Raw genomic sequence first — 26,226 nt, forward strand, 5'->3', positions numbered from 1 at the left:
TGTCACAGAGCAGACAATCAGAGCGAAATCACGCCAGGCTGCTCAGGCGGTCTTGTTTTGAGGTAAGTGCATGAGCAAAGGAACCACCAGTCAGGATGCCCCCTTCGGGACATTATTGGGTTACGCCCCCGGCGGCGTAGCGATCTACTCTTCAGATTACAATTCCCTCGATCCGTGGGACGACGACGACGCAGCTTTTCGTAGCTACATCGACGATGAATACATGGGGCATAAATGGCAGTGCGTGGAATTTGCCCGCCGTTTTCTCTTTCTGAATTATGGCGTTGTTTTTACTGACGTCGGCATGGCCTGGGAAATCTTCTCGCTACGTTTTCTGCGCGAGGTCGTGAATGACAATATTTTGCCTTTGCAGGCCTTCCCGAACGGTTCGCCGCGCGCGCCGGAGGCTGGGGCGCTGCTCATCTGGCAAAAGGGCGGCGAGTTTAACGAAACCGGGCACGTCGCGATTATCACCCAACTCCTGGATAACAAAATTCGTATTGCTGAGCAAAACGTTATCCACACGCCATTGCCGCCAGGGCAGCAGTGGACTCGCGAACTGGAAATGGTCGTAGAAAACGGGTGTTACACCCTGCGCGACACCTTTGATGACACGACGATTTTAGGCTGGATGATCCAGACCGACGACACGCAATACAGTTTGTCACAGCCTGACATCGCGAATCAGTCGCTGGCGATTCGCGGCGCAAGACTGCCAGAGAAAGGTCAGTTTGACGGTCAGTGGCTGGATGAGCGCGATCCGTTACAAAAAGCCTATGTACAGGCGAACGGACACGTTATCAATCAGGACCCGTACCAGTATTTTACCATCACCGAGAGCGCCGAACAGGAGCTTATCAAAGCGACCAATGAGTTGCATTTGATGTACCTGCACGCCACGGACAAAGTTTTAAAAGACGATAATCTGCTGGCGCTATTCGATATCCCCAAAATTCTTTGGCCGCGTCTGCGCCTCTCCTGGCAGCGCCGTCGTCACCATATGATCACCGGTCGTATGGATTTCTGCATGGATGAACGCGGGCTGAAAGTCTATGAATACAATGCCGATTCCGCATCATGCCATACCGAAGCGGGATTAATTCTCGAAAAATGGGCTGAGCAGGGCTATACCGGTAAAGGGCATAACCCGGCGGAGGGCTTAATTAACGAGCTGGCAGGCGCCTGGAAACACAGTAAAGCGCGTCCTTTCGTCCATATCATGCAGGATGATGATATCGAGGAGGACTATCACGCGCAGTTTATGCAGCAGGCGCTGCATCAGGCCGGTTTCGCGAGCAAAATTCTCCGCGGGCTGGGCGAGTTGCGCTGGGATGACGCTGGGCAGTTGATCGATGGCGACGGACGGCTGGTGAATTGTGTCTGGAAAACCTGGGCGTGGGAAACGGCGATGGAGCAGATACGCGAAGTCAGTGAGACGGAGTATGCCGCAGTGCCTATTCGTACCGGGCACCCGGAAAATGAAGTCCGGCTGATTGATGTATTACTGCGCCCGGAAGTGTTGGTGTTTGAACCGCTGTGGACGGTGATCCCGGGTAACAAAGCGATCCTGCCCATCCTGTGGTCGCTCTTCCCGCATCATCGCTATTTGCTCGACACGGATTTTACCGTTAACGATGAGCTGGTGCAGACCGGCTATGCGGTAAAACCGATTGCCGGACGTTGCGGTAGTAATATTGATTTGGTGAGCCATCAGGAAGAGCTCCTGGATAAAACCAGCGGCAAGTTCGCCACGCAGAAAAATATCTATCAGCAGTTGTGGTGCCTGCCGAAGGTCGCCGGGAAGTATATTCAGGTCTGTACGTTTACCGTGGGCGGTAACTACGGCGGTACGTGCCTGCGCGGCGATGATTCATTAGTCATTAAAAAAGAGAGCGATATTGAACCGTTAATCGTCATCAAAGCGTAACGGGGGCATTCTCGTCGGGATATCGGCGTGTGTGCCGATATCCCGCCTGTTGTGTTTACCAGCGAACGGCTATCAGCCTGCCATTTACTGGTAACATATGAGAAATAATATCACAAATTATTCTTAACTTTTCTGACGCAGGCGGTGACGCTCGCCGCGTTGGCGCATCCGTTTCCTGATTTTCGACTAATCGATACTTTTTGCGGCTGGTTACGCTGCGCCCATTCCTTTGGATTTAGGTCATGCCTGTTTGGTTGGTAAACGGACAGCATAATATATTGATGAGTCCAAATGATATTATTGGTCATATAAAAAGTTTACGTTAGGTTATTTTTCTATTGCAAAAGTTTGCGTTTAAACCCTGTCTGCAATCTTCGTGGCGAGATATAGCTACACCTAAGTAAATGCAGTTAATTATTATTCAGCTATTGTTGTCAGCCTTGTAAATAATATTTCCGTATAAAGCGAAGCGACTTCCATCATGACTGTTAATGGTATTGTTGAATAGTTTACTTTGTAATTATTTAAGTTTGGTGGACGTTTTGTCTTATTCTGGTGAGCGTATGGTTATGGCAGATGACAGCCGATTTTTCATTATGTTAGCATGAGTTGATAATACTTTATCCAGGCATAGATCAGGATGTCCACATATAATAAGGAGAATGGTATATGTTTAAAAAAGTATTAGGCTTGCGCCACTGGAATAATAATGTTGTAAAAATACCGCCGCCAGCAGCAGAATCTGGCGCTAATGCGTCTGACGTGGTGGTGGATACTCCTGAGCCTTATGAGCGGATACTGTGTCAAAAAATTCTGATGGGGATCTCGACGATCGATATCATTCGTAATGCCATCATTAAGTCCTGTGAGCAGCTCAACATTGAAAAAGAACGCATTAATGAACTTAACGAACAGAATGATAAAGCCAGAAGTTCATTAAAATCGCTCGTGGAATTTATCACCGAAATTGGCACGACTTCGTCGGATATTGGCTGTCGTATGGGCGACTTAAATACCTCCTTAACGCAAATTAATGCGTGTATTAAAGAGATACAGAAGATCGCTAACCAGACCAATTTGATAGCGATTAACTCCGCGATCGAGGCCGCGCGCGTAGGGGATGCCGGGCGTGGTTTTAGCGTTATTTCGAAAGAGGTGAAAAACCTGTCCGAAGATGTTAAACACAGTTCGAAAAGCGTCAGTACGTTAACCTCTGTAATCAAAGATAATACGGCCAGAGTGAGTGAGGTGCTGGATAACCAACAGCCGGTTATTGATAATATTACGACTAACATAAATCAAATTGTGGAGTCTATTGGCATCGTCATCGATAAATCGCTGAGCATGAAATCGGTCATGCAGTACATCTCTACGGTGCAGTTTTTGAATATTGTCAAAGTTGACCATGTTATCTGGAAAATGGAAGTCTACAAATTACTCTTAAATAAAGACATAAACAGTAAAATAACGATGCACGATCAGTGTCGGCTGGGGAAATGGTACTACGGTTTTGAAGGGCAGCAGTTTAGCAATTACTACAGTTTCCTTAGTCTGGAAGCGCCGCATAAAGAGGTGCATACCGCTGGTCACTCTGCGCTGAACTATTTTGCCGCAGGCGATATGAATGCGATGTCGCAAGAACTCGACAGAATGGAGCGCTCCAGTAATGAGGTGGTTAACCAGCTGGAAATGCTGGCTGTCGATTTATTAAAAGAAACCACACTGTGAAGTCATGAGTTATTACCGTATAACCAACAGGAGCCATTATCAATAGGACTGATGTATCACACTTTCTGCACTGGAGTTATTCCGGACAGAGAAAAAAAGCATGACGCAGAAGATGGCTGTGTTTGTTTACCCGAATCACTTACCTTAGTAAGTGATTCGGGATTAATCAGCAACATCTTTGCTTTTTATCGGCGGCCAGACTTTGGCTGGAAAAGTGCGTTACTGCTAAATTTCTCACTCTCTTACCGCCTTCCTGCCCCTCGAAATACCTGAGACCTGTGCTCACAGATTAATAGCGATTATTTAATCGTGAAATAACGCTGGGCATTATTGAAGCAGATATCCTGAACCATACGGCTTAGCATCGCTTCATCATCAGGAATCTCTCCGTCCTGCGCCCACTGTCCCAGCAGGTTACAGAGAATACGACGGAAATATTCATGTCGCGTATAAGAAAGGAAACTGCGGGAGTCGGTCAGCATCCCGACAAACTGACTTAACAGTCCCATTTGCGACAGTTGCTCCAGTTGGCGCAGCATCCCGTCTTTCTGATCGTTAAACCACCAGCCGGAACCAAACTGCACTTTTCCGGCAATTCCCGGCCCCTGGAAGTTACCGATCATGGTCGCCAGGACTTCGTTATCACGTGGGTTCAGGCAATAGAGGATAGTCTTGGGCAGTTCATTGGTCACATCCATACTGTCGAGCAAACGGGAGAGCGCCCAGCTAATGTTATTATCGCCAATGGAGTCAAAGCCGGTATCCGGCCCCAGCAGGCGGAACATCCGGGTATTATTATTACGGATCGCGCCAATATGTAGCTGCATCACCCAGCCGCGCGCGGCGTACTGACGGCCCAGCCAGACCAGCACCGCCGTGGTAAACTGGGCGATCTCAAGTTCGCTCAACGTTTCGCCAGCCAGACGTTTGCCCAGAATGGCGTCAAGCTGCGCGTCGTCGGGCACCGGCGCAAATCGCAGCGTTTCAATGCCATGATCGGACGCGCGGCAGCCGCAGGCGGCGAAATGGTCGAGACGGCGAGTGAGCGCCTGACGTAAATCGTCGAAACGGGTAATGCTGACATCTGCCGCCGCTTCCAGTTTCCCCAGGTAATCGACAAAGCCGTCCAGTTCGATTTTGAAAACTTTGTCGGGGCGCCAGCTTGGCGCGACTTCAATATCAATGCTGTCGTCGGCGGCTATCTGGCGGTGATATTCCAGAGAATCTATCGGGTCGTCGGTGGTTCCGACCATCCGCACATTCATCTGCTGCATAATACCGCGCGCGGAAAAGGCCGGCGTCGCCAGTTTCTCATTACACTGCGTCCAGATACTTTCCGCGGTATCCGGTCCGAACAGCGTACCTGTAATGCCAAATGGACGGCGTAGTTCAAGGTGCGTCCAGTGATACAGCGGATTGCCCAGCGTTTTTGGTACGGTATTGGCCCAGGCCATATATTTTTCATAATCGCTGGTCTCTTTGCCGGTGATCAGCGACTCATCCACGCCTGCGCTTCGTAGCGCTCGCCATTTATAGTGGTCGCCTTCCAGCCAGATCTGACCGAGGTTATCGAAACGGCGATCGTCGGCGATTTCCTGCGGACTTAAATGGCAGTGGAAGTCATAAATCGGCATGGGCGCGGCGTATTTATGGTACAGCGTGCGGGCAATGTCGTTTTTAAGTAGAAAATCTTCAGTCATAAACGTAGCCATGATTTATCTCCTTACTTAGCCAGCGCTTCTACCGTGGCTTTCGCGCCATTCTGCAATAGCTGTTGGTAAGCGTCGGTAACGGCTTGCACAAATTCGTGGTTCTTCGGCAGGTCGTTGCCAAAGATAGACTCGATGGCCAGTAGCCCGCGAACGCGTTCTTCCGGCGTCTGATATTGCTGATGAATCGCCTGATACTGCGCGAGCAGCGGATCGACGACATCAATGGTTTTACCTTGCTCATCGACACCGCCGACGTAACGCATCCATCCGGCGACGCCCAGCGTCAGGCGGCGATAGTCATCGCCCTGTTGCAAGTGCAGACGTACCGGGTCCAACAAACGCTGCGGCAGTTTCTGACTGCCATCCATCGCGATCTGCCAGGTGCGGTGTTTCAACGAGGGGTTAGTGAAACGCGCGATCAACAAATTCGCATACCCTTCCAGATCGGTGCCTTCCGGCATTGACAACGTCGGCGCTTGTTCATCAAGCATCAGCGCCAGCGCCGCGCGACGGTAAGCCGGGTTGGTCATGGTATCGGCGATAGTGTCATACCCGCCGAGATAACCCAGATAGGCGAGGAAAGAGTGACTGCCGTTAAGCATACGCAACTTCATCATTTCAAACGGTACGACGTCTGCAACGAATTGCGCGCCGACGGTGTCCCAGTCCGGGCGACCATTCACAAAGTTATCTTCGATGACCCACTGGCGGAAGGGTTCGCAGGCGATAGCGCAAGGATCATAAACCCCTAACTGGTCGGCAACCAGTTGTAGCGTCTCTTCGGTCGCCGCCGGAACAATGCGGTCAACCATGGTGCAGGGGAAGGTCACATTGTCGGCAATCCATGCGGCGAGGGCGGCATCGCGAGCTTTCGCCAGGCCGAGGACGGCAGCCTTCGCGACGTGACCATTCTCGCGCACGTTATCACACGACAGCACGGTAAAAGCTTTCAGTCCTTGCTCCCGGCGCATGTTTAGCGCTTCGACAATATAGCCAATGGCGGATTTAGGCTGCTGTGGATGGGCAAGATCGTTTTGGATAAGCGGGTTATTGACATCAAGCTCGCCGCTGGCGGGGTCGGTGCAGTAGCCTTTTTCGGTCACGGTTAAGGAGACGATGGCGGTTTCCGGGCGCGCCATTGCCGCCAGAATCCCTGCATGGCCGTCGAATTCAGGGTGCAGCGCTTCTTTCATTGAACCGATAATTTTCAGTTCGGTGCTTTCTGCGCCGCGTTCTGCAACGGTGTACAGCAGATTTTGCGCTTTCAGGTTCGCGATCAGCCGCGCGTCGTTACCCGGCATCAGGTTCACTTCACAAATGCCCCAGTCGCTGTCGCTCTTTTCCAGTAGATGATGGGTAAAGAGCGCCTGGTGCGCGCGGTGAAACGCCCCGCAGCCCAGATGCACAATACGGGATACCAGACGTGATTTGTCCCAGTTTGGGCGGGCGACGGAAACCTGGGCGGTGGCGATATTCTGTTCCATTGCAAACTCCTGTCATTCGACGTCTTCGCCCGCGATCTCCGGGGCGAGGCATGTTGCTATTGCATTGAGTAGGGGAAATCGCATGACGCGTCGCGCCATGCGCAAGAAGGTTATTTGCTAAAGAAAGCGCGCTGGATAGCCAGTTCGACGCCGCGGACTTCCGCAAGCCCTTTCAGACGGCCAATGGCGGAATAACCCGGATTCGTTTTCTTCTTCAGATCGTCCAGCATCTGATGACCGTGGTCCGGGCGCATTGGGATCAGATCGTCGCTACCTTCGGCTTTACGACGGTGCTCTTCTTCCACAATCGCTTTAACGACTTCATACATATCCACATCGCCGTGCAAATGGGCGGCCTCGTGGAAGGTCTTCGGATTCTCTTCGCGCAGCGTAGAACGCAGATGCGTAAAGTAGATGCGCGGACCAAATTGCTTGATCATATCAACCAGATCGTTGTCGGCGCGCACGCCGTAAGATCCGGTACACATGGTGAAGCCGTTCGCCATGCTATTAACGGTTTCCACCATCCATTGCATGTCTTCAATGGTAGAGACAATGCGCGGCAGGCCGAGAATAGGGCGCGGCGGATCGTCAGGGTGAACGGCCATACGCACGCCAACCTCGTCGGCAACCGGAATAATGGCTTTCAGGAAATAGGCAAAATGTTCACGCAGTTTTGCTTTATCGATATCTTTATACGTCGCCAGGTGTTGACGGAACTGATCCAGCGTATAGCCTTCTTCCGCGCCAGGTAAACCGGCAATAATGTTGCGGGTCAGACGTGCTTTGTCTTCCTCGCTCATGGTGGCGAAACGCCGCTCTGCCTGAGCGATCTCTTCTGCCGTATAGTCGGCTTCTGCTCCCGGACGCTTCAGGATGTGCAGTTCGAACGCGGCGAATTCAATCTGGTCAAAACGCAACGCTTTTGAACCATCCGGTAATACGTATTCCAGATCCGTACGTGTCCAGTCCAGCACCGGCATAAAGTTATAGCAAACCGTATAGATACCGCATTGCGCCAGGTTACGCAGCGTTTGCTGGTAGTTTTTGATCCATAAATCGTACTGACCGGTGTGGGTTTTGATGTCTTCGTGGATAGGTACGCTCTCTACCACAGACCACTCCAGACCCGCCTCTTCAACGATTGCTTTACGTTTCTGGATCTCGTCTACCGACCAAATTTCTCCATTCGGGATATGGTGTAACGCCGTTACCACGCCGGTTGCGCCAGCCTGGCGTACATCTGACAGCGTTACCGGGTCGTTAGGTCCGTACCAGCGCCAGGTTTGTTTCATATCTCGTTTCCTCTTCTTGCGATAACGTCTTCGTGGTTGACCCATTGCCAGCCAACATCGAAACGTGCTTTGTAAACCCGTTCTGACCCCTAAATTCAACCAAAATTTTTCTCATGTCAACCTTATTGTCTAAATTGGCTAACCAAATCACAAATATCATCATTCACGGTCTGCCAATTTTATTTATTTGATCTGCGTCAATTTTTACTGGGTGAAAAGCATTCACCATTCAACTTGAAATGAGTTGATGTATTTATTTCAAGAATATTAAGGGCGGGAGTTGCCGCCAGATTTTGACCGGTCCGGATGAGAAAATATTGATTGGTCAACCAATTTTGTGATTTCAGTTTTCCCGCTACAGGTCAGACGGCGCGGAGCTAATGTTTTTTAACGAGGCTTTATCATGAAGATGACAAAATTAAGATGGTGGATTATCGGCCTGGTCTGCGTAGGGACCATCGTAAACTACCTGTCCCGTAGCTCGCTTAGCGTTGCGGCGCCAGCGATGATGAAAGAACTCCATTTTGATGAGCAACAATATTCCTGGGTGGTGAGCGCCTTCCAGCTTTGTTACACCATTGCGCAGCCGATCACCGGCTATTTGATGGATGTCATCGGACTGAAAATCGGCTTCTTTATCTTTGCCTTGTTATGGTCGCTGATCAACATGGCGCACGCGCTGGCCGGCGGCTGGATAAGCCTGGCATTTCTGCGTGGTCTGATGGGGCTAACCGAAGCGTCAGCGATTCCGGCCGGGATTAAAGCCAGCGCCGAATGGTTCCCGACGAAAGAACGCGGTATTGCGGGGGGCCTGTTTAATATCGGTACTTCGATTGGTGCGATGCTGGCGCCGCCGCTGGTGGTCTGGGCGATGCTGACCTTTGCTGATAGCGGCATCGGTACTGAAATGGCGTTTGTGATTACCGGTGGGATCGGCGTGCTGTTCGCCATCACCTGGTTCCTGATTTATAACTCGCCAAATAAACACCCGTGGATCACCCACAAAGAGCTGCGTTATATCGAAGACGGCCAGGAAAGCTATCTCCAGGACGATAATAAAAAACCGGCCGTTAAAGAGATCGTTAAAAAGCGTAACTTCTGGGCGTTGGCGATTACCCGTTTTCTGGCTGACCCGGCATGGGGAACGCTGAGTTTCTGGATGCCGCTGTATCTGATTAACGTGATGCATCTGCCGTTAAAAGAGATCGCCATGTTTGCCTGGCTGCCGTTCCTGGCGGCGGACTTTGGCTGCGTTGCAGGCGGTTTCCTGGCGAAGTTCTTCATGGAAAAGATGCACATGACCACGATCAATGCGCGTCGTTGTAGCTTTACCATCGGCGCTGTTTTGATGATTTCGATCGGTTTTGTCAGCATTACGACTAACCCGTATGTCGCCATTGCATTGATGAGTATTGGCGGTTTTGCGCACCAGACGCTGTCTACCGTTGTGATTACCATGAGCGCTGACCTGTTCAAGAAAAATGAGGTCGCGACGGTTGCCGGTCTGGCAGGATCTGCGGCGTGGATGGGACAGTTAAGCTTCAACCTGTTTATGGGGGCGTTGGTCGCTATTATCGGTTACGGCCCGTTCTTCATTGCGCTCAGTCTGTTCGATATTATCGGCGCCATCATCCTGTGGGTACTGATTAAAGATCCGGAAAAGCACCACCCGCCAATGACGGAACAGCCGCTGGCGTCTCACCGCTAAAGCTGTCTCGGTTTCACTGGCCTGATAAGCGAAGCGCTACCGGGTTCTAACGGCCACCTTCGGGTGGCCGTCTTCATTACCCTTATCGGTAAAAATACGCGTTGGTTTTATACCAGCGCGTTATCATTTAGTTTGCCTGATTATTTTCAGATGCTGAAAATAATATTGTGGTAAGGGTTATTGTTTTTCTCCTGGATTTTTATCGACTCTCTGTCTCGCTGCGATCATCGATAAAGTCCCCTTTATGTAAATAAATGTTCAATGCTTCTACTCTTTTCTCCATATATTTTGCGCAGCTTCACAAAAAAATAACCTGATGTCGTAATGTCCGCTCCCTAATATTCTCCATGCGCTATACGTTAATTTAAGTTTAAATTTCATGCCGGGGATATCACGATGTCACGTAATTTTACTGTTTCAGCCTGTCAGTATATTGTTACCGAAATAAACACTTTTGAAGATTTCATAACAAAGGTAAGGATACTTCTTAATAAAAGTCAGGGGGCTGATGTCGTTATCTTCCCGGAGCTATTTACCATTGAGTTATTTACATTATTGAAAAAATGGCAAGAAAGACCCATTTCACACCTTACTTTAATTGATCAGTTCACGGATGCCTATAAGCAGCTTTTTCAACAGGAAGCGAAAGAAAGAGGACAGTTCATTATTGCTGGCTCTCATCTGGAGCAGACTGGAGCAGATCGCTATGAGAATGTTGCGCATATATGGGGACCCGATGGCGAACATTATGCTCACAGTAAGACGCATATCTTCCCGGCTGAACGGGGTTGGTATACTCAGGAAGGCGATAAAATGGCTGTTTTTCAACTGCCATTTGCAAAGGTGGGTTTTAATATTTGTTATGAAGCAGAAATACCGGAGTGTGCCGCGACGCTGGCGGAACAGGGTGCGGAGTTAATTTTAACGCCTTCCGCTACGTTTACTGAACAGGGATTTTGGCGAGTCAGGCATTGTTGCCACGCACGTTGTATTGAAAATCAAATTTATCTTGTTCACTGTTGCCTGGGCGGAAACCCGGGCGGGCCACTGCCAGGCTGCTGGGCCCGAAGTTCAATTTTAAGCCCCTGTGATGTCGTGTGGAAAAATCCACAAGGTATTATCGCAGAGGCGCACGTCAATCAAGAGGATGTCATTTCAGGAGAAATTAACCTCGATGTTCTATATGAAAATAGACTTGGGGGGGCAGCAACAACGTTCAAGGACAGACGCAGAAAAGCAGGCATATATAATATCTGGCCATCACACATTAAATAACAGAATGTGTCCCTTCTATGTATTAGCTGGAGGTCGTTATGGGATATTTAAAATTACCTGAGGGTAAAAGGATTGCGGTCAATCTTGGTGTCGATGTAGATGCTCAGTCTTTATGGCTGGGCGGATTTAATCGACCGTCGCCATCCTTTATGTCACGAGGAGAGTTTGGTGCACAAGTTGGCGTACCAAGGCTTCTGAAATTGTTTAAAGAAAATAATATCAAAACCACCTTTTTTATTCCCGGACACACTGTAGACACCTTCCCGGAAATCAGTAAAGCGATTTTTGATGCCGGGCATGAAATCGCTCACCATGGCTACTATCATGAAAATCCGACTCTGGTGAATCGTGATACAGAACGCCGACTTATGGATCTGGCGTTCGCCTGTTATAAAAGACATTTTGGCATACGCCCTGTGGGATACCGTTCTCCCTATTGGGATTATAGCGAGAATACGCTGGATCTTCTGGAGGAAGCCGGTTTTCTCTATGACAGTAGCCTGATGGCGAGAGATCTTGTGCCTTACCATCCTCAACGTTGGCAGGTGAATTGGGAGACGGGAAATATCGCAGGCCCGGCCAGCGCGATTCTGGAAATTCCTGTTAGCTGGTATCTGGATGATTTTCCCGCACTGGCGTATACCGGCAACCAGGAGGGGATGAGCGATACTGACGGTGTTCTGCGACGCTGGAAGGATATTTTTACCTATGCTTATAACCATCAGGAAAACGGTTTATATGCGATGGCTCTTCATCCGCAGATAATCGGTCATGGGCATCATATGATGATGTTGTCACGTTTGATTGAACATATTAAAGGGCATGATGGAGTATGGTTTGCAACCTGTGAAGAGATAGCCAGTGTCTGGGTGGATGACGAAGAGGATCGACAAAAAATGCTCCGTCCTGATGTTCGTGGCGTAGCGCCGGTTCCGGATGATTATGGCTGGCCAGGCAAATGATATCACCTCATGACAATGTTAATATCAGTCGGGTAACGGATTACCCGGGCAGAAGTTACCTGTTTGCCCGCTTGTTAATGCATATTGTCCATCAGAAAGGGAGACTATCCCGGGACGTATAAAATCTTTTTTATTTCGGTCAAAACGTTAATCAACGAGAATAGTTTGTTTTTTGATTTAAATCATTTTTTAGTGTTCACAGGAAAATAAGCAAATAACATTTATAATGTGAGCATTAAGAAAAATAAAATTTCCATAGTGATTAATTTTTATGTAACGCTTTGATTTTTAATGTTTTTGTATGTGTTAATTGATGTAAATCAATTTGTATTTTTTTATTAAATAAGTAAAAATTAAGTTGATATTTGCTTTTTGATGTGTTTTTTATATATAGCTGATTATTATTCTGAAATGTCAATTTTTGAATAACGACGCTGTGATACCGGCACCAGGGATACTTTGCGATAAAAGGGATTGAATATGGCAGAGAGCGTTCAGTATAACCTCAATTGTATTTGGCCACAGCGGGCCAAAACCTTCTATTGCATTGCAACCAGCGGAATAACGTTCATCAGACGTGGGTAAACGTTGGCAAAATCCCTGCAAACCTGGCGTTTTTCACGCTGTGTTTTTTGGTCGTTGCGCTTTTAATAAGAGTCACAAGCGTTGGCCGCCGGTATTCGTCTGGCTGCTGAACTGCCACTTGATCAACAAGGAGATAAATCATGGATGCGATTTTTTTAAAGCTCGACAATATCAAAGGCGAAAGCCAGGTTGAAGGCTTTGAAGATCAGATAGAGATCATGTCTTATAGCCACAATGTGGCAATGCAGGTAAATAACGATGTTAGCCTCACCGAGCGGACTTCCGGGCGTGCGCATGTTGGTGAAATGTCGCTCACTAAATTTGTCGACCTCGCCACGCCTGTGCTCAATGAGTACTGCTGTAGCGGGAGGCTAATTAGAACCGCGGTGCTGACGTTGTGCCGCAATGACGACGGCAAAATGCGGTCGCTTATCGTTTATACCCTGACAAACGTGCTGATATCACAACTCAGTGTTAGCGGCGGCGCCGGCGGTAAGCCGGTGGAAACGATGTCGCTGAACTTCACGAAAATCGAATGGCAAATCACTGCCGAGAAATCAGACGGCGCTCAGCAGGAGTCCAGAACGTCAGTATGGGATCTGGCGATGGACCAGATAGGGAAATGATGATGACGCCAACCATTCCGGTCGCGCTATTCGACAGGCTCTTGGTTGAGGGGATAAGCCCACATGAATTGGTACGACGCAAGTTAATGTGTTTATTCAACTCTTGCGCCGTGCCAGGTGGCGAGACATTACCGCCGCTGCTCACTCGGGGTATGCCGGAATGGCACGAGGTGAATGTGGGTGACAAACGGGTTCTCAACTGGTTTTGCCGTGAGCTTCGCGCTGCTATTTTACGTTATGAACCGAGCATCAACATGCTGAAAGTCAGTGTAAAAGATGCCCATCATCAGACGCTGGCGTTGTCTTTGGAAGCGATGTTACAGGATGAGTCTGAACCGTTAAGGCTGGAGATAGCCTACTCTAACGGTAGATGGCGCTAGTAATGCAGGAAGGAACGCCGGGCCGGGCGTTTAACATTACCCACAAGCAATAAAACGCAGCGAACGAACCTGATAATCAGGCAGACAGTCCACCTTTCGGTATGGTTGATCTGCCTGCATCATTTTCAGGATGGTTAATAACGGACCATGACCGATTTAAGTTCGGTATAGTCATCAATAAACGCGCTGCCAAATTCACGACCAATGCCCGATCCTTTCATCCCTCCAAAGGGTACCGCGGGATCGAGGAAGGTATGCATATTGACCCACACCATGCCAGCATCAATATCTTCAGCGTAGCGTAATGCCTTAGACATATTTTCCGACCACACACTTGCAGCAAGGCCGAATGGCGAAGCGTTGATATGCGAAAGCGCCTCTTTTTCATTCTGATAACCGATAAAGCTACAGACAGGGCCAAAGGTCTCCTCGTGCATCAGCGTACTGTTTTTACTACGCACTTTTACCGCCGTCGGCTGTAAAAAGTACCCTTCGCCGGGTAAAGTTTCACCGCCGTAAACAATGGTATCCCCTTCTTCCCGTGCGCGTTGAATCAGACGCAGCACTTTTTCAAGCTGAACCTGATTCGCCAGCGGGCCCATCACCGTTTTTTCATCTAAAGGGGAGCCGGGCACGATCTCCGATAACCGTTGCCTGAGGAGCGTCATGACCGTATCCAGTTTTTCCTGGGGCAGATAAAAACGCTCTGCGGCAGCACAAATCTGTCCTTGATTCAGATAACCGGCTTCAAGAATACCGTTGACCATGGCTTGTGCCGTGAGATCATTGAGAAACAGCGCCGCATTTTTCCCTCCTAGTTCGAGGGTAACGCGTTTTCCTGACGATGTTGCCGAACGCCGGACTTTCTCACCTGTCGCAACTGATCCGGTGAAACTCACTTTGGCGCAATCTGGATGCGCGATCAGCTGTTGCGCTATCTCACCGCCAGCACCGTTTACCACGTTAATTACGCCATCAGGGAAACCTGCCTCTTTAGCCAGCTCAGCGACTCGCAGCAGTGTCAGCGGGGTATATTCACTTGGTTTAATGACGATGGTGCAGCCACATACCAGCGCTGCGGCCAGCTTCCAGATAGCAATCATAATTGAGAAATTCCACGGCACAATACCGACGACCACGCCAATGGGTTGGCGTTGGGTAAACGCTGTGTATCTCTCTTCTCCCATTGATGGCAGGGAGACATTCAGCGTTTCACCGGTTATTTTTCCTGCCCAACCGGCAAAGTAACGCAGGAAGGCCACTGACTGATCGAGTTCAAGACCGCGCGACAGCGTAATCGTTTTACCTGAACAGACGCTTTCCAGTTGAGCTAACTCTTCACGATGAGCGGCAAGAGTATCAGCCAGTTTCAGCAGTAATGCGCCGCGTTGTAACGTTGGCATTTTACGCCAGACATCAAACGCCCGTCTGGCGCTCTGCATGGCCTCTTCTGCCTGCGCAGGGGTTGCCGACACAACGTCGGCGATAATTTTGCCGGTGGCTGGGTTAGTGACCGAAAAGTTCGTGCCGTTTCCGGCCTGACGTTCACCTGCAATAAATTGTCCGTGTCGTTGGCGTAAAAAAGTCGTTACTTCGGCAAGTAATGTCACATCGCTCATCAGAAGTGCCTGTAGGTCAGGAATGTACGTTTTTCCATCTCAACATACTTGCCTGGAACTGAATATCGTTCCAAAGAACGTCATTCTTCCGGACGATATTTTGTAAAACGTTACCGTGCTGTGATAGCGGTCTAAGTCAAGCGTGATGACAAGGTAACGCGATGAATACAAAAATCGATGCGTTGAATTACTACGGCGCGACGAAAAAATACCCGTTGCATTTTCCTGCTCTGCAAGAGGATATTGATGCCGATGTGGTGATCATTGGCGGTGGCTTTTCAGGCATCAATACCGCGCTGGAACTGGCGGAGCAGGGGATCACTAATGTTGTCGTTCTGGAAGCCCGTCATCTTGGGTATGGCGGCACCGGACGAAACGGCGGTCAGGTGATGGCCGGTATAGGTCACGACATCGAAGCCGTTAAAAAATATGTAGGCGCAGCGGGAATGGAGACGCTGTTTAAAATCTCGAACCTCGGCGCGGGTATTATTCGGGAGCGAATTCGTAAATACCATATTGATGCTGATTTTGTCCCCGGATATGGTTATCTGGCCTACAACCAGCGGCAGTTAAAAACGCTGCAACAATGGGAAAAAGAATTCAAAGCCGCCACGCCGGAAGACGATATTGAACTCTATACCGGTAAAGACGTGCAGCAGGTTATCGGTTCCGACGTCTACTGCGGTGTTCTCAAGCATATGGGGGGAGGGCATGTCCACTCGCTGAATTTATTGCTGGGCTCCGCTCAGGCTGCGAATTCGCTGGGGGTGAAGATATTCGAATATTCACCAGTGGTTGAGGTCAGTTACGGTAAAACTGTGCGGGTACGTACTGCGATGGGCAGCGTAAAAGCGGCCAAATTGCTGTGGGCCTGTGATAGTTTTCTCAATAATCTGGAACCAGAAATTTATAAGAAAACGCTGGTTACTTATTCTTATCAGGTCTCTACAGAACCTCTCTCCAGCGAGCTTGTTGAGCGGATCAGTCCCTTGCGCGGGGCTTTTAGTGATATCCGCCCGGTGATAAATTACTACCGTCTCACAAAAGAAAACCGTCTGCTGTTTGGCAGCGCCACAAGGTTTCTTGAATATACCCCGCACGATTTTGCTGCCTGGAACCGCACTCTGTTGACGGAGGTCTTCCCTTATTTGAAAGACGTTAAAATCGATTTTGCCTGGGGCGGACCGATGGCCTGTAGCGCGAATCTGTTTCCGCAGATTGGCACGCTTCGTGAGCACAATAATGTTTTTTATGTTCAGGGTTATTCCGGATTTGGCGTTACGCCTTCCCATATTGTATGCAAAATCATGGCCGAAGGAATAAATGGCGGTTCCGAACGGTATCGTCTGATGAGTAGCATTCCCCACGCGACAATTTATGGTCGCGACAGTCTACGTCTATTACTGGTCAGTGCGGGAAAACTGATACATCAAACAGCCGGTTTCTGGAAAGGCCGGAATTAACCAGGAGAACATTAATGCACGCTTTTAAACTCAATCAACCTGTTCCTGAATTACAGCCAGTCGGGAGTGTCAGCCTGTTAGGGGCGTTGCCAACAGAAGGCGATCCCCAGGTCGCCGTTGCGATGATTTACGGTAAACCTGAGGATGTATTTACCTGTGGACTGTTTTCATCGACCCGCGGCGGTTTCACTATGATTTATCCCTTTACCGAGCACGCAACCGTGCTGGAAGGGGAAGTGGAACTCACTGTTGCGGGTCAGGAACCGATACGTTTTTCACCGGGCGATAGTTGGTTTGTTGAACAGGGAACCGAAGTGGCATGGAAAGTTTTAACGCCCCGTTTTGTAAAACATTATCTGGCAAACGTCGAAAGCCACAAACAGGGTTGAATCCTTTAATTGTTCGTCAGTAGCGTTGGCATCACTGGGGAGAATAACTCGCTCCCCACTTGCTATTAGCGCATGCGGGGACGGCGTCACAACGTTATTTACCGTTATCCCTCTTCAGGACGATACCTGTTAGATGCGCTGCCTGCCATAAATAAGCGTTATTCCGGAGCGGTAATTTATTGTTGTAATAATAGTGAAGAGGTTGACCATGTTTAAAAACAGACTTGCCAGCCATCTTGAACGTGGCGTTATTGGTTTCCCCACGACGCTTGCCAGCTCCGTCGGGCTGATTATGGCAAGCCCGGTGATCCTGACCGTGACCAGTGGTTTTGGCTCAGGGGGAGATACCTTTGCCCTTGCGGTATTACTGGCATTTATTATGATGCAAGCGCAGATTACCACCTTTGCCGAAGCGGCAACGCTCATTCCCACGACTGGCTCCGTCTACGACTATATTTCCTGCGGGATGGGGCGTTTTTTCGCTATCACCGGTGCGCTTTGCGCTTACCTGATCGTACACATTTTTGCCGGCACGGCAGAAACGATTCTCGCTGGCGTCATGGCGCTGGTGAACTTTGAGTCCGTTAGCGAACACGTGGCCATGCAGCACAATACCTGGATGGTTGGCGTCGGCATGGTAGTGGTTTTCGGGTTATTGAATGCCATTGGTGTTGAAGTATTTGGCAAGGTGGAAGTGTTTCTTACATTCGGTATGTGGACTACCCTGACCATCTTCGGTTTATGCGGGATCCTGTTATCCCCGGTCACTCATCATTCCGGGTGGTTTGGCGCACCGCTTGATGTCAGTAATCTTTCTGGTCTGTTTGGTTATATTGGCATGGCGATGTTTATGTTCGTCGGTTGTGAACTGGTAACGCCAATGGCGCCGGAAATTAAAAAAGCGCATCGTACGATTCCCAGAGCGATGGCGCTTGGCCTTTTAGCGGTGGCAGGTTGTATGTTCCTCTATGGCGCTGCGATTAACCGGCAGGTAAATAATGTGGTGGTCGATGCGGCAAACCATATCTTTTTACTGGATACGCCGATGGCTATTCCCGCCTTTGCCAATCGTGTCATGGGACATGCCGGGCAATACTGGCTGGGCGTGGGGTTGTTGTTAGCGGGATGTGCGACGATTAATACGCTAATGGCGGCAGTACCGCGTATTATATACGGCATGGCGCTGGACGGCGCTTTGCCGCGATTTCTGACCTGGTTGCACCCCCGCTTTAAAACACCGGTCATCGCCATCGCATTCGGTGTTGCGATTCCCTGTTTACATGCCTGGTATCTGAACGGTGATATCGACCACATTGTTCCGCTGATCCTCGCTGCGGTCTGCGCCTGGGGAGTCGCTTATCTGCTGGTAACGTTATCGGTCGTTATCTTACGTATTCGGCGCCCCGATTTACCACGCGCTTACCGGGCCCCCTGGTTTCCCTTACCTCAGATTATTTCGAGCGTGGGTATTATTATCGCCATTATTAATATCGCGCCTCCAGGAATGAACAGTCGGGATGTACTTATACCATTCGGTATTATGCTTGGATTGACTGCCGCCTATGCCTTATTCTGGACATTATGTGTGCAACGGGTTAATCCTTTCCTCCCGCTTCCGGTAGAAGAGGTCGTGGAACGGGCGATGGGCAATTATGAAAAGCGAAACAATGAAGAGATGACGCCAGATGTCCTCCGTCCCCTGGTTTAAGAACGCATTAATGAATATGGTGTTACGTGATTTGAGCGGCTGGCGTTGTGAAAAATTGACCGAACATAGCGCTGTGCTGCATCTGAATGCATTTACCCAGGTTATCTGCCATGTTCAGCAAAAACGGTTATTCATGGCCAGTATTCACAGTTGTGAATTCAGGGTGAAAGGCACAATCAATTATCCTTTGCAGGGCAAAATTCGCGTTCATCAGCCCGGATGGCTGAAACGTTATCCCGTCATTTTTACTGGCAGCAAAAGTACCGCCGGGCTGATTAACTATCTTAATTGTTTCCCCAATTTACAACAGGCACTGAGTGAACTGGATTATCGTCGGTTTACGCTGGTTTTACATCATAAGGAATGGTATTGCAGCATTGAGCTATGGGCTGCTAGCGAAGTGGTTTGTAAAATGCCGCCGCTGCGCCGTTATCTGCGGCTTGAGCGGCACCAGCGTGTTCTTCTGCTTAGTGTGATAAATATGATCAATCAGGCCATGAATCAATGGCTGCAACAGGATACTGACGCCAGATAATATGACATTTTATTGCGGCATCAGATCAGAGAGTGGTATTAATTCAGGCATATATGATACATGGAGAAAAGACCCGCAATTGACGCGGGGTAAAAAGAACGCTTTCACATATTCAGTGAATGTTGTACCGAGGACATTCTGGTTCGGGAAACCAGTTCCGTGCGATTTATCACTTCTGTTTTAGCAAAAATATTACGTAAATGCGTTTTCACTGTTGAGAGAGAAATATTCAACTGACGGGCAATCAATTTGTTGCTGGCCCCTTCGCAGACCATTCCCACAATTTCACGCTCTTTGGCGGTCAATATTGACGTCAGATTGTTGTCTTCCTGAAGAGAATCATGAATCGCCAGTCCCAGTAATGGTTGTACTGCCTGGGCTCGCAAACGCTCTTCGCTGGAAAAAGGTATATCGCGCATTAATGAAATGCCCGCGATAATACGATGGCCCCGACGAATAAAGATCTCAATCATGTCGCACACATGATTAGGTAGCATAAATTCATGATAATAATGGCGATGACGGGCACAGATACCGGGCGTCATCGTCGCTACGGTAATAACCTGCTGGCCGAACCGGGAAGGCGATAGCGGGTCTAATGGTTGAAAATGCTCCAGATATTGTTGGTGTGTGCTATTAGAAATGTTATGTAAAACATAAGCTTCCGGCTTTAAATAAGCATTAACACGATAAAAAACCGCCGACGACAGAGGAATGAGTTGCGCAATGCTCTGTAAGCAATGGAGAGTGATCCCGTCATTATGGCCAGTAGTTGATAAGGCTGACATGTTATCTCCTTCCATCCGGATGAGCGCGCCGGGACGCAGTAAAATAGTGGTATGTTGAAACATACAATTTACATTGGGTTAACACAATCATTCACATGTTAATAATGTGACGCGTGTTGCGATATTTTTTATAACCGATTGAAAATAAATGTTTTTAATTTAAATATTGTCTGGATTTTTTAAAAATAATTAAAAATTATTAATATAATTTTTTTCTGTCGCGGTTGACTCATCTCCTGAAAATGCCTTGGGTGCTCGTCCTTCAGGACGATATTCTTTTGAGACGCCTGTTCTATGATTTTCTGTAATAGCGCAGGTTAACAGAGACTTAATTTCTGGTTCAGACAGGATTTGCTAAATAACGTTTCAATAGCGTCATGCGCTATGCAGAAAACCGGGGTTTTTACCCACAAAAAGCGGTGGCTGCCAGTATATTTTAATGAACAGTAGTGAACATGAAGAACGGAATAACCTGTTGATTTTATAAAGCAAAACGGACGCCATAGGGCGTCCGCATCTGAATGGTTGGTGCCCGGACTCGGAGAAGTCCTTTGGGCTAATGGACTGTTAAAGCTATTTTTGACCGTTTATCAAGACCACTACAAAACTAACCATTACAGAATTATCTACATGATTTTCCCGGTGTGGGTTTGATTCCTGCTACTGTCTGATAATTGTTGAACCAGTTCTTCTGTATAGGGTATCAGCAGAGCAGGCTTTCGAAATTTGACATCCAGTAAGAATCGGTGTGAGACACTCACGGTTTTTTCCTGCCGTCTATTCATCATTGAAAAATGATAGTATTTTTATGAGAATAAGAGCCAAAAATATAGAGGCGCCTATATAAATCCCTCGTTCTGTCCAGGTATCCAGACGAAATAACCAATAGACACATAAAAAAACAAGTAGCCCACCAATAATTGACGCGAGAGCGCCAATGATTTTTTTGAACATATATTTAAAAGTACCTTCATTATATTTCATGGTTTTTCTTTTTGTGTCGCCATTACCATTATTATGACAGTTAATTTTATGCTGAAGAATAACCCTGCCATTATCTGTTTTCTGGCATATCTTATTAGGCGTAAACGTCAACAGGCGTAGCGCATGATAGTAATTTTCTTGTTTTGAAGGCCAGTTTCTATCAACGATTAAATAATCCACTGTACGTATACTATAACGATGCTGATCTGATAAAAATGATACATATTATCAAGTGGAACAGAAAAATGATAATTGCTCTCACCTGGAATTTCAAGCTACTCGTCTGTGTCAAAGACAGAACTAAAGCGGCATGAACCACTTAAATAACGCAGAGTAACCTCGTCATTAATGATACGCTCATCTCAGTATCCAACATCCAGACTCCTGGAAATTTACTGCATTCCTGTAACTCAAATTATTTAGAGCATATTAATATCGGATATTCCTTTTTAATTAACGCCAATCTCCATACTTTCCAGTGACTTTAATATGTATGGCGTAAAATCAATCAACTGATTATCTATTTTTCTGATTAAACTGCCTGCGCCGCATAAAGCATGTGAGCCATCAATCATACAAAAATAAAATTTCTTTTTTATGTTATCATCTTCGTATATCGTTTTATCCATCTCCGAAATATTCTCATCAATGATTAAGAAACCCTGTGCATTCACTGAACTTATATTATATAAAACTGATGGTTTAAATTTATTATTTGTTTTTGTTGCATCATCATCTATCACCCATATGTTTTTATTTTTATCAAAAACGATGTGCTGTATATGTGAGCCATACTCACCAACATCATACACCTCTCTGCTATATGAACAACTCCATAATGTAATTGGATAAAACTCAGGATCATAAACATGGTTTTTATCATTGAGATCTTTAATATTTTCATTTAAGAAAAAGTAATCATTAAATTTTACGTTCTTACACTCAGGGGTTTCCACGCGATAGTCAATCCTTGCATCAATGCGAAGCATTCTTACAGAATATTTCGACTCACTTAATTTGTCTGGTAATGATATAGATGGAATAATATTTGCTTTCAAAGGTAAGATAAGAAACAAACTAATGATAGTGATTTTTTTCATGGCTTTTATCCTGGTTGAGCTTGGTGGAGTTATTTGATTCGATAAGCTTATCATCATCTTTTTTCGGTTGATAAAAATAACCAGAGCCAGAAAATAAAAACATCCGATAATAATTACCACCAGATTCAGCAGACATATATATATCTTTTTTGATACATTTTGATTCTGATTTTATATCAGGAAAACAATAAAATTCATCCTCGGAATCATAGGGCGATAATTTTTGATAACCGTCACCAAAATCCCATATATATACCGAAAAATCATTTTCAGGGAGATTATATTTTTCCAGAATTTTTCTTTCATTTTCTCTCCACCAATTCAGCTTTCCCCTGTCCGTAATGGGGAAATGCCTGGCAAGAATGTTAATGTCTTTACCTGAATAATAATGGACATCCACGATTTCTACTGGTCTGTCTGACCATAAGTATATAACAACAGAACAAAATAATATGGCGATTGTCACAATATAAATGAATTTTTTCGTTATTACCCATGACACAATCACATTCCTTATGCAAAATATCGGACTATGCTATGTTAACAATACAAACAAATACCTTGCCGACAATACATACCAAATCAGGAGTAATATCCTCTGACACCTGAGATTTTTACGGTGGTATTTATTTCTGTAATATACACTTCATCCTTTAAGCTGCCTCTTTGTTGGCTGCGCTCAGAAAACCCGGTCACATCGTTATCTATACTCCCGGGGATTTCTTCCCTTGCCGCCGCGATGCATCTAGAATGATTTTGTGTATAAATGGCTTAAACTCATACCCCTCTTTCTCATAATGTTGAAGTACAAACCAAATTTTAAAGACATCTCAATGGCTATAAAGCCAATGTGTTATATCATTACTGTCAAGACTAAAATGATCCTGCATCCTGTAATGCCCGTTTGCTGCATAGGCATTTTTGATACATTCAATGATGTTATGGTAACGTGTGTGGCATACATATCATGAACAGATAATCTCAGCCCGTAGCTATAGGCCCTCCACGATTTTATTTCCCTCTGTCGGCAATTGTTCCGCATCTTTTGTTGTTGCCTTTTGCTTCCCTGAAGATGTAGAACCGTTACCCGTGTCGACTGTAGGTACATTTGACGGTACAGGGTAATTTAATTTATTCAACAACCCTTATTATGGTGAAAAATAACTATCTATAGGCATCAAAGCGTTACAGATCTTTCCATCAAATAATTCAAAATTATGGACGTTTACTAAAAATTTATCTTTATATGAGTAGTTAGCACCAACTACTGGAATAGTAAAAATCTCGATCTCTTCATTTTTTTTATTTATTATTAACATGCCATCAAAACCATGAAGTATTTGATCGTCACTAAAATTACTCAATGATACTCTAATATTTATTATGGATTTATTATTCCCAGCCAAAAAGGAATTAATTAAAGAATCGGTTATTCCATGAGGATAAGTATCAACATATACTATTCGTATAGAGTTCCCCGCTCTTTCATTCCAACAGGATTTATTGACCGCATATATCCTTTCATCAGCTCTATATTCTTTAAAATATTCCTTCCCTTCTGAGTTACCCCATATGAATAAATAATATCCTCGCTCACCAGCGCTGACAGAAAATGTCACAATCCAGATAAAGAGGAATATATATTTAGCCATATCATCTATCTCTTACATTAGATTTTTTTGAACGGATGTAAATTCGCCACCGCAAAGGTGTCCGACTCCTGGCCGTCAGCCTCCAGCGTGGAACTTTAGCGGGCGAGAGTTCGTCAGGCTCATACTTTATCGTGTTTCCAGAACATGAAACAATGTACAAAAATAGACTCTTAGTGAGTAGGCCGTAGGATCTTTCCCTACAGCCTCTCACAAACCGTACGTAAAGCTCTCACTTCATACGATTCGCGTCAGATAAATATATCCTCTGGCACTACGGTTCAGTGTAAAAACACTCAGAATTATGCCTTTGATAGTTACTCCCTTAACTGACATATTTTTGCCTTTTAACGGTCACTGCATTATCATCCCGGTTCCGGTTGACAAACTCCTCACCACTGATCGCTACTTATTTTCCTTAAAACAGGGGAGTCTCTGAGACTTCCGCCAGCGTTTTAGCTCTTCAATAACTCCTTCAGGACTATCTTCTCGTTCCTCTGATGGATAAAATATCAAATCCCCGCCATCAGGGTGTTGAGTAATTTTATTAAAATGGCGTAGAAGATTATCAATAAACTTCGATAATTCATCTCCAGTCAACTCTTCAGGAGGCTCAAAAAAATTATTTAAAAACTCGATAAACTCATCTTCTGTATAATCTTCAAGGTTATTTTTTAGTTCCATTTTCACCTCAAACCTTACTTATACAATCGTATATGATTTTTAGGAGTGTTTATCCTAAGGTTATCAACATCAAACACCATTCCTCCATACTGGATCTTTCCAACGTGGTAAATTTCATAAGCCCACCTACCTCCGACTTGTTGCCTTATCAAGGTGTACGGCGCTCGACCTCTTTTTATCAAAGTTTGATTCGATTTACTAAACTACGCCAGTAACTCTGGGCATTCCCCTACACCTGATTTTCATTTACTTTTCTTAAAACAAGGCAAACCTTGAGATTCTCTCCATTCTTTAATTATGTTCAGAATGCCCTCAGGTGTTCCATCACTTTCCGTTTCAGGATAATAGATAAGATCTGTTCCATCTGGGTATTCAGTGATCTTCTCAAAATACTCAAGTAATGGATCTAATGTTTCATCTGTATCCGACTCGTTTTCAGAAAATATCACTCTCAAGAAATCAATGAACTCACTTTCCGTATAATCACTAATATTTTCTTTTAATTTCATAAATCGCCTGTGTATGTCAATATGGTGTTCACACGGGGATTGTCTACATTGTAAACATCGCCTCTATTTGCAACTTCATCTATATGATGAAGCTCGAACCCCTGTTTTCCGACTCTGTCAACTTTTCTAACCTTTGATGCCTTACTTGATTTCATTCGAGTCATATTAACCACCCCGCCACAGTCCACCGCATCACCCATTCTGGCAACGGGCAGGCCGTCAATAAATACCGTGGGGAAACCCGCTATAATCACGGTCTCGTAATAATCGTCGTACTGGGTGCCTTTATGGTTGAGTCGGACGGCTGTGGGCATTTTCCTCCATAGCTTCCTTACTAAATAATAAGTTGTGAGATTATCCTGGAAAATAAGAATAATTATTTATTAGAAGTTAATAAGTGATAGGAACATTGTACTTACTGCAACTTCAATAGAAATAATTAATTCTTTTAATAAAAATATAAGATCTGAATCTTTTTTATGCGAATTCAGGATATTAATTAATTTATTTTCTCTTCTATTTGATGGCATAATTCCATCTGGGAATGTATGTATTGGTTTTCTCAACGCACTGCTAATTTTTTTAAAATTTGTTATTAGATAAAGTTTCTCTTTCTTTTTTCTATGAATTTGGATATAGTATGAGTATTCTGTTTGTGTACTAAATTTTTTAGTGACCATGACACAGATATCATTATCAATGATAATCTTACCATCAGAAAATTCAATTTTTTTAATAAAGAAAAAATTTTATTTCCCCGCCAAAAATATATGCAGGTTCCAAACCAAACATTTCATTATCAGCTAATGCGCCTAATTTTTTTAACTGTGCGATCAAAAAGATAATTATTGTTATCATCCACTAAATCAAATCCTTCCTGACTTGAAGATGCAAGAAAAGATGCGATTTCGCTGTCAAGAATATTTTTTGTTTTATTGATAAACCTATTTTCATTAAAAATGATCTTATTAAGTAAAGGTAAGATGGTAATATTTCCTCCTGTGAACCATGGCCTGATTTAATGCTATCATTGGATGCATCATCTGGTGTTTTTAGTCTTTCATTCTTATTCCAGCTTGCACCTGTTGAACTGTTGATACCTCTGGAGGGTGAAGC

The 26,226-nt window shown here is 46.0% G+C and carries 24 protein-coding genes and 1 pseudogene; 11 read left to right on the plus strand and 14 right to left on the minus strand.

Going from position 1 to position 26,226, the window contains the following annotated elements; all coding sequences use genetic code 11:
- Positions 1–70 precede the first annotated feature (70 nt).
- Positions 71–1,927, plus strand: coding sequence for a bifunctional glutathionylspermidine amidase/synthase (gene gss / locus NA986_RS07715; protein WP_000033690.1), 1,857 nt, complete (start codon positions 71–73; stop codon positions 1,925–1,927).
- Between the two features lie 669 nt (positions 1,928–2,596).
- The gene (locus NA986_RS07720; RefSeq protein WP_020899247.1) at positions 2,597–3,655 is read left to right on the plus strand and encodes a methyl-accepting chemotaxis protein; all 1,059 of its coding nucleotides are present in this window, start codon (positions 2,597–2,599) and stop codon (positions 3,653–3,655) included.
- Positions 3,656–3,954: 299 nt separating this feature from the next.
- On the opposite strand, the gene uxaC is transcribed toward NA986_RS07720, so the two are convergent.
- From uxaC to uxuA, 3 genes are all read right to left on the minus strand, one after another.
- Positions 3,955–5,367 (minus strand): glucuronate isomerase, encoded by a 1,413-nt coding sequence (gene uxaC / locus NA986_RS07725; protein ID WP_000190180.1) that lies wholly within the window; start codon positions 5,365–5,367, stop codon positions 3,955–3,957.
- A gap of 11 nt (positions 5,368–5,378) precedes the next feature.
- Positions 5,379–6,851: a fructuronate reductase gene (locus NA986_RS07730; RefSeq protein ID WP_000437132.1), complete on the minus strand. Its 1,473-nt coding sequence runs from the start codon at positions 6,849–6,851 to the stop codon at positions 5,379–5,381.
- Positions 6,852–6,961: 110 nt separating this feature from the next.
- Positions 6,962–8,146 (minus strand): mannonate dehydratase, encoded by a 1,185-nt coding sequence (gene uxuA, locus NA986_RS07735; protein ID WP_000815487.1) that lies wholly within the window; start codon positions 8,144–8,146, stop codon positions 6,962–6,964.
- 403 nt (positions 8,147–8,549) lie between these two features.
- Here uxuA and NA986_RS07740 point away from each other — a divergent pair, with 403 nt between their 5' ends.
- From NA986_RS07740 to iraD, 5 genes are all read left to right on the plus strand, one after another.
- The gene (locus NA986_RS07740) at positions 8,550–9,854 is read left to right on the plus strand and encodes an MFS transporter (protein WP_000784371.1); all 1,305 of its coding nucleotides are present in this window, start codon (positions 8,550–8,552) and stop codon (positions 9,852–9,854) included.
- Positions 9,855–10,250: 396 nt separating this feature from the next.
- Positions 10,251–11,129: a carbon-nitrogen hydrolase family protein gene (locus tag NA986_RS07745; protein WP_000089254.1), complete on the plus strand. Its 879-nt coding sequence runs from the start codon at positions 10,251–10,253 to the stop codon at positions 11,127–11,129.
- Between the two features lie 38 nt (positions 11,130–11,167).
- Positions 11,168–12,091, plus strand: coding sequence for a polysaccharide deacetylase family protein (locus NA986_RS07750; RefSeq protein ID WP_000540892.1), 924 nt, complete (start codon positions 11,168–11,170; stop codon positions 12,089–12,091).
- A gap of 725 nt (positions 12,092–12,816) precedes the next feature.
- On the plus strand, positions 12,817–13,302 hold the full coding sequence (locus tag NA986_RS07755) for an Hcp family type VI secretion system effector (protein WP_000338753.1): 486 nt from the start codon (positions 12,817–12,819) through the stop codon (positions 13,300–13,302).
- Positions 13,302–13,682: an anti-adapter protein IraD gene (gene iraD / locus NA986_RS07760; protein ID WP_000988938.1), complete on the plus strand. Its 381-nt coding sequence runs from the start codon at positions 13,302–13,304 to the stop codon at positions 13,680–13,682. Before NA986_RS07755 ends, iraD begins: the two co-directional genes overlap by 1 nt.
- Before the next feature lie 134 nt (positions 13,683–13,816).
- On the opposite strand, the gene NA986_RS07765 is transcribed toward iraD, so the two are convergent.
- Positions 13,817–15,301: an NAD-dependent phenylacetaldehyde dehydrogenase gene (locus NA986_RS07765; RefSeq protein WP_023216894.1), complete on the minus strand. Its 1,485-nt coding sequence runs from the start codon at positions 15,299–15,301 to the stop codon at positions 13,817–13,819.
- A gap of 161 nt (positions 15,302–15,462) precedes the next feature.
- Between NA986_RS07765 and NA986_RS07770 the strand changes: the two genes are divergently transcribed.
- The 4 genes from NA986_RS07770 (at position 15,463) to NA986_RS07785 (ending at position 19,396) form a co-directional block, all read left to right on the plus strand.
- Positions 15,463–16,764: an NAD(P)/FAD-dependent oxidoreductase gene (locus NA986_RS07770; RefSeq protein ID WP_023216893.1), complete on the plus strand. Its 1,302-nt coding sequence runs from the start codon at positions 15,463–15,465 to the stop codon at positions 16,762–16,764.
- A 14-nt stretch (positions 16,765–16,778) separates the two neighbouring features.
- Positions 16,779–17,153 carry a cupin domain-containing protein gene (locus tag NA986_RS07775; protein ID WP_000542984.1) on the plus strand — a complete coding sequence of 125 codons (375 nt, stop codon included), beginning with the start codon at positions 16,779–16,781 and terminating at the stop codon, positions 17,151–17,153.
- Between the two features lie 208 nt (positions 17,154–17,361).
- Positions 17,362–18,861 (plus strand): APC family permease, encoded by a 1,500-nt coding sequence (locus NA986_RS07780; RefSeq protein WP_000475956.1) that lies wholly within the window; start codon positions 17,362–17,364, stop codon positions 18,859–18,861.
- On the plus strand, positions 18,839–19,396 hold the full coding sequence (locus tag NA986_RS07785; protein ID WP_000100101.1) for a DUF3156 family protein: 558 nt from the start codon (positions 18,839–18,841) through the stop codon (positions 19,394–19,396). The genes NA986_RS07780 and NA986_RS07785 overlap by 23 nt, the downstream gene beginning before the upstream one ends.
- A gap of 104 nt (positions 19,397–19,500) precedes the next feature.
- Here the strand turns inward: NA986_RS07785 and NA986_RS07790 are convergent, their stop codons facing one another.
- The 10 genes and pseudogenes from NA986_RS07790 to NA986_RS07835 form a co-directional block, all read right to left on the minus strand.
- Complete coding sequence (locus tag NA986_RS07790) at positions 19,501–20,184, minus strand: helix-turn-helix transcriptional regulator (RefSeq protein ID WP_001275357.1); 684 nt, start codon at positions 20,182–20,184, stop codon at positions 19,501–19,503.
- A gap of 777 nt (positions 20,185–20,961) precedes the next feature.
- Entirely contained in the window at positions 20,962–21,348 is a 387-nt protein-coding gene (locus NA986_RS07795) for a hypothetical protein (protein ID WP_000385068.1), read from the minus strand.
- A gap of 269 nt (positions 21,349–21,617) precedes the next feature.
- Complete coding sequence (locus NA986_RS07800) at positions 21,618–22,268, minus strand: hypothetical protein (protein WP_000724402.1); 651 nt, start codon at positions 22,266–22,268, stop codon at positions 21,618–21,620.
- A complete protein-coding gene (locus tag NA986_RS07805; protein ID WP_031625888.1) occupies positions 22,246–22,770 on the minus strand; it encodes a DUF943 family protein in 525 nt (174 codons plus the stop codon). The genes NA986_RS07800 and NA986_RS07805 overlap by 23 nt, the downstream gene beginning before the upstream one ends.
- Before the next feature lie 328 nt (positions 22,771–23,098).
- Positions 23,099–23,206, minus strand: coding sequence for a DUF3289 family protein (locus NA986_RS07810; protein ID WP_071787107.1), 108 nt, complete (start codon positions 23,204–23,206; stop codon positions 23,099–23,101).
- Between the two features lie 210 nt (positions 23,207–23,416).
- Positions 23,417–23,920 (minus strand): hypothetical protein, encoded by a 504-nt coding sequence (locus NA986_RS07815; protein WP_023216892.1) that lies wholly within the window; start codon positions 23,918–23,920, stop codon positions 23,417–23,419.
- Positions 23,921–24,322: 402 nt separating this feature from the next.
- On the minus strand, positions 24,323–24,601 hold the full coding sequence (locus tag NA986_RS07820) for a bacteriocin immunity protein (protein WP_000421096.1): 279 nt from the start codon (positions 24,599–24,601) through the stop codon (positions 24,323–24,325).
- A 14-nt stretch (positions 24,602–24,615) separates the two neighbouring features.
- Positions 24,616–24,792, minus strand: a pseudogene (locus NA986_RS07825) (type VI secretion system tube protein TssD); the annotation flags it as partial.
- Between the two features lie 51 nt (positions 24,793–24,843).
- Positions 24,844–25,110, minus strand: a complete 267-nt coding sequence (locus NA986_RS07830; protein WP_000768133.1) for an STY3281 family bacteriocin immunity protein — start codon at positions 25,108–25,110, stop codon at positions 24,844–24,846.
- Positions 25,107–25,424: a PAAR domain-containing protein gene (locus NA986_RS07835; RefSeq protein ID WP_023216891.1), complete on the minus strand. Its 318-nt coding sequence runs from the start codon at positions 25,422–25,424 to the stop codon at positions 25,107–25,109. The genes NA986_RS07830 and NA986_RS07835 overlap by 4 nt, the downstream gene beginning before the upstream one ends.
- Positions 25,425–26,226: the final 802 nt, after the last annotated feature.

This window comes from Salmonella sp. NW177 (genome assembly GCF_051811585.1).
Lineage (GTDB): Bacteria > Pseudomonadota > Gammaproteobacteria > Enterobacterales > Enterobacteriaceae > Salmonella > Salmonella enterica.

Excerpts from the sequence above, each read along its gene's own strand:
- NA986_RS07785 (WP_000100101.1), top strand. The coding sequence starts at position 18,839 with ATGTCCTCCGTCCCCTGGTTTAAGAACGCATTAATGAATATGGTGTTA.
- NA986_RS07765 (WP_023216894.1), bottom strand. The coding sequence starts at position 15,301 with ATGAGCGATGTGACATTACTTGCCGAAGTAACGACTTTTTTACGCCAA.
- NA986_RS07815 (WP_023216892.1), bottom strand. The coding sequence starts at position 23,920 with ATGGCTAAATATATATTCCTCTTTATCTGGATTGTGACATTTTCTGTC.
- uxaC (WP_000190180.1), bottom strand. The coding sequence starts at position 5,367 with ATGGCTACGTTTATGACTGAAGATTTTCTACTTAAAAACGACATTGCC.
- NA986_RS07770 (WP_023216893.1), top strand. The coding sequence starts at position 15,463 with ATGAATACAAAAATCGATGCGTTGAATTACTACGGCGCGACGAAAAAA.
- NA986_RS07800 (WP_000724402.1), bottom strand. The coding sequence starts at position 22,268 with ATGAAAAAAATCACTATCATTAGTTTGTTTCTTATCTTACCTTTGAAA.
- NA986_RS07835 (WP_023216891.1), bottom strand. The coding sequence starts at position 25,424 with ATGCCCACAGCCGTCCGACTCAACCATAAAGGCACCCAGTACGACGAT.
- NA986_RS07720 (WP_020899247.1), top strand. The coding sequence starts at position 2,597 with ATGTTTAAAAAAGTATTAGGCTTGCGCCACTGGAATAATAATGTTGTA.
- NA986_RS07775 (WP_000542984.1), top strand. The coding sequence starts at position 16,779 with ATGCACGCTTTTAAACTCAATCAACCTGTTCCTGAATTACAGCCAGTC.
- NA986_RS07730 (WP_000437132.1), bottom strand. The coding sequence starts at position 6,851 with ATGGAACAGAATATCGCCACCGCCCAGGTTTCCGTCGCCCGCCCAAAC.
- gss (WP_000033690.1), top strand. The coding sequence starts at position 71 with ATGAGCAAAGGAACCACCAGTCAGGATGCCCCCTTCGGGACATTATTG.
- uxuA (WP_000815487.1), bottom strand. The coding sequence starts at position 8,146 with ATGAAACAAACCTGGCGCTGGTACGGACCTAACGACCCGGTAACGCTG.
- NA986_RS07790 (WP_001275357.1), bottom strand. The coding sequence starts at position 20,184 with ATGTCAGCCTTATCAACTACTGGCCATAATGACGGGATCACTCTCCAT.
- NA986_RS07780 (WP_000475956.1), top strand. The coding sequence starts at position 17,362 with ATGTTTAAAAACAGACTTGCCAGCCATCTTGAACGTGGCGTTATTGGT.
- NA986_RS07820 (WP_000421096.1), bottom strand. The coding sequence starts at position 24,601 with ATGGAACTAAAAAATAACCTTGAAGATTATACAGAAGATGAGTTTATC.
- NA986_RS07830 (WP_000768133.1), bottom strand. The coding sequence starts at position 25,110 with ATGAAATTAAAAGAAAATATTAGTGATTATACGGAAAGTGAGTTCATT.
- NA986_RS07745 (WP_000089254.1), top strand. The coding sequence starts at position 10,251 with ATGTCACGTAATTTTACTGTTTCAGCCTGTCAGTATATTGTTACCGAA.
- iraD (WP_000988938.1), top strand. The coding sequence starts at position 13,302 with ATGATGACGCCAACCATTCCGGTCGCGCTATTCGACAGGCTCTTGGTT.
- NA986_RS07755 (WP_000338753.1), top strand. The coding sequence starts at position 12,817 with ATGGATGCGATTTTTTTAAAGCTCGACAATATCAAAGGCGAAAGCCAG.
- NA986_RS07740 (WP_000784371.1), top strand. The coding sequence starts at position 8,550 with ATGAAGATGACAAAATTAAGATGGTGGATTATCGGCCTGGTCTGCGTA.
- NA986_RS07750 (WP_000540892.1), top strand. The coding sequence starts at position 11,168 with ATGGGATATTTAAAATTACCTGAGGGTAAAAGGATTGCGGTCAATCTT.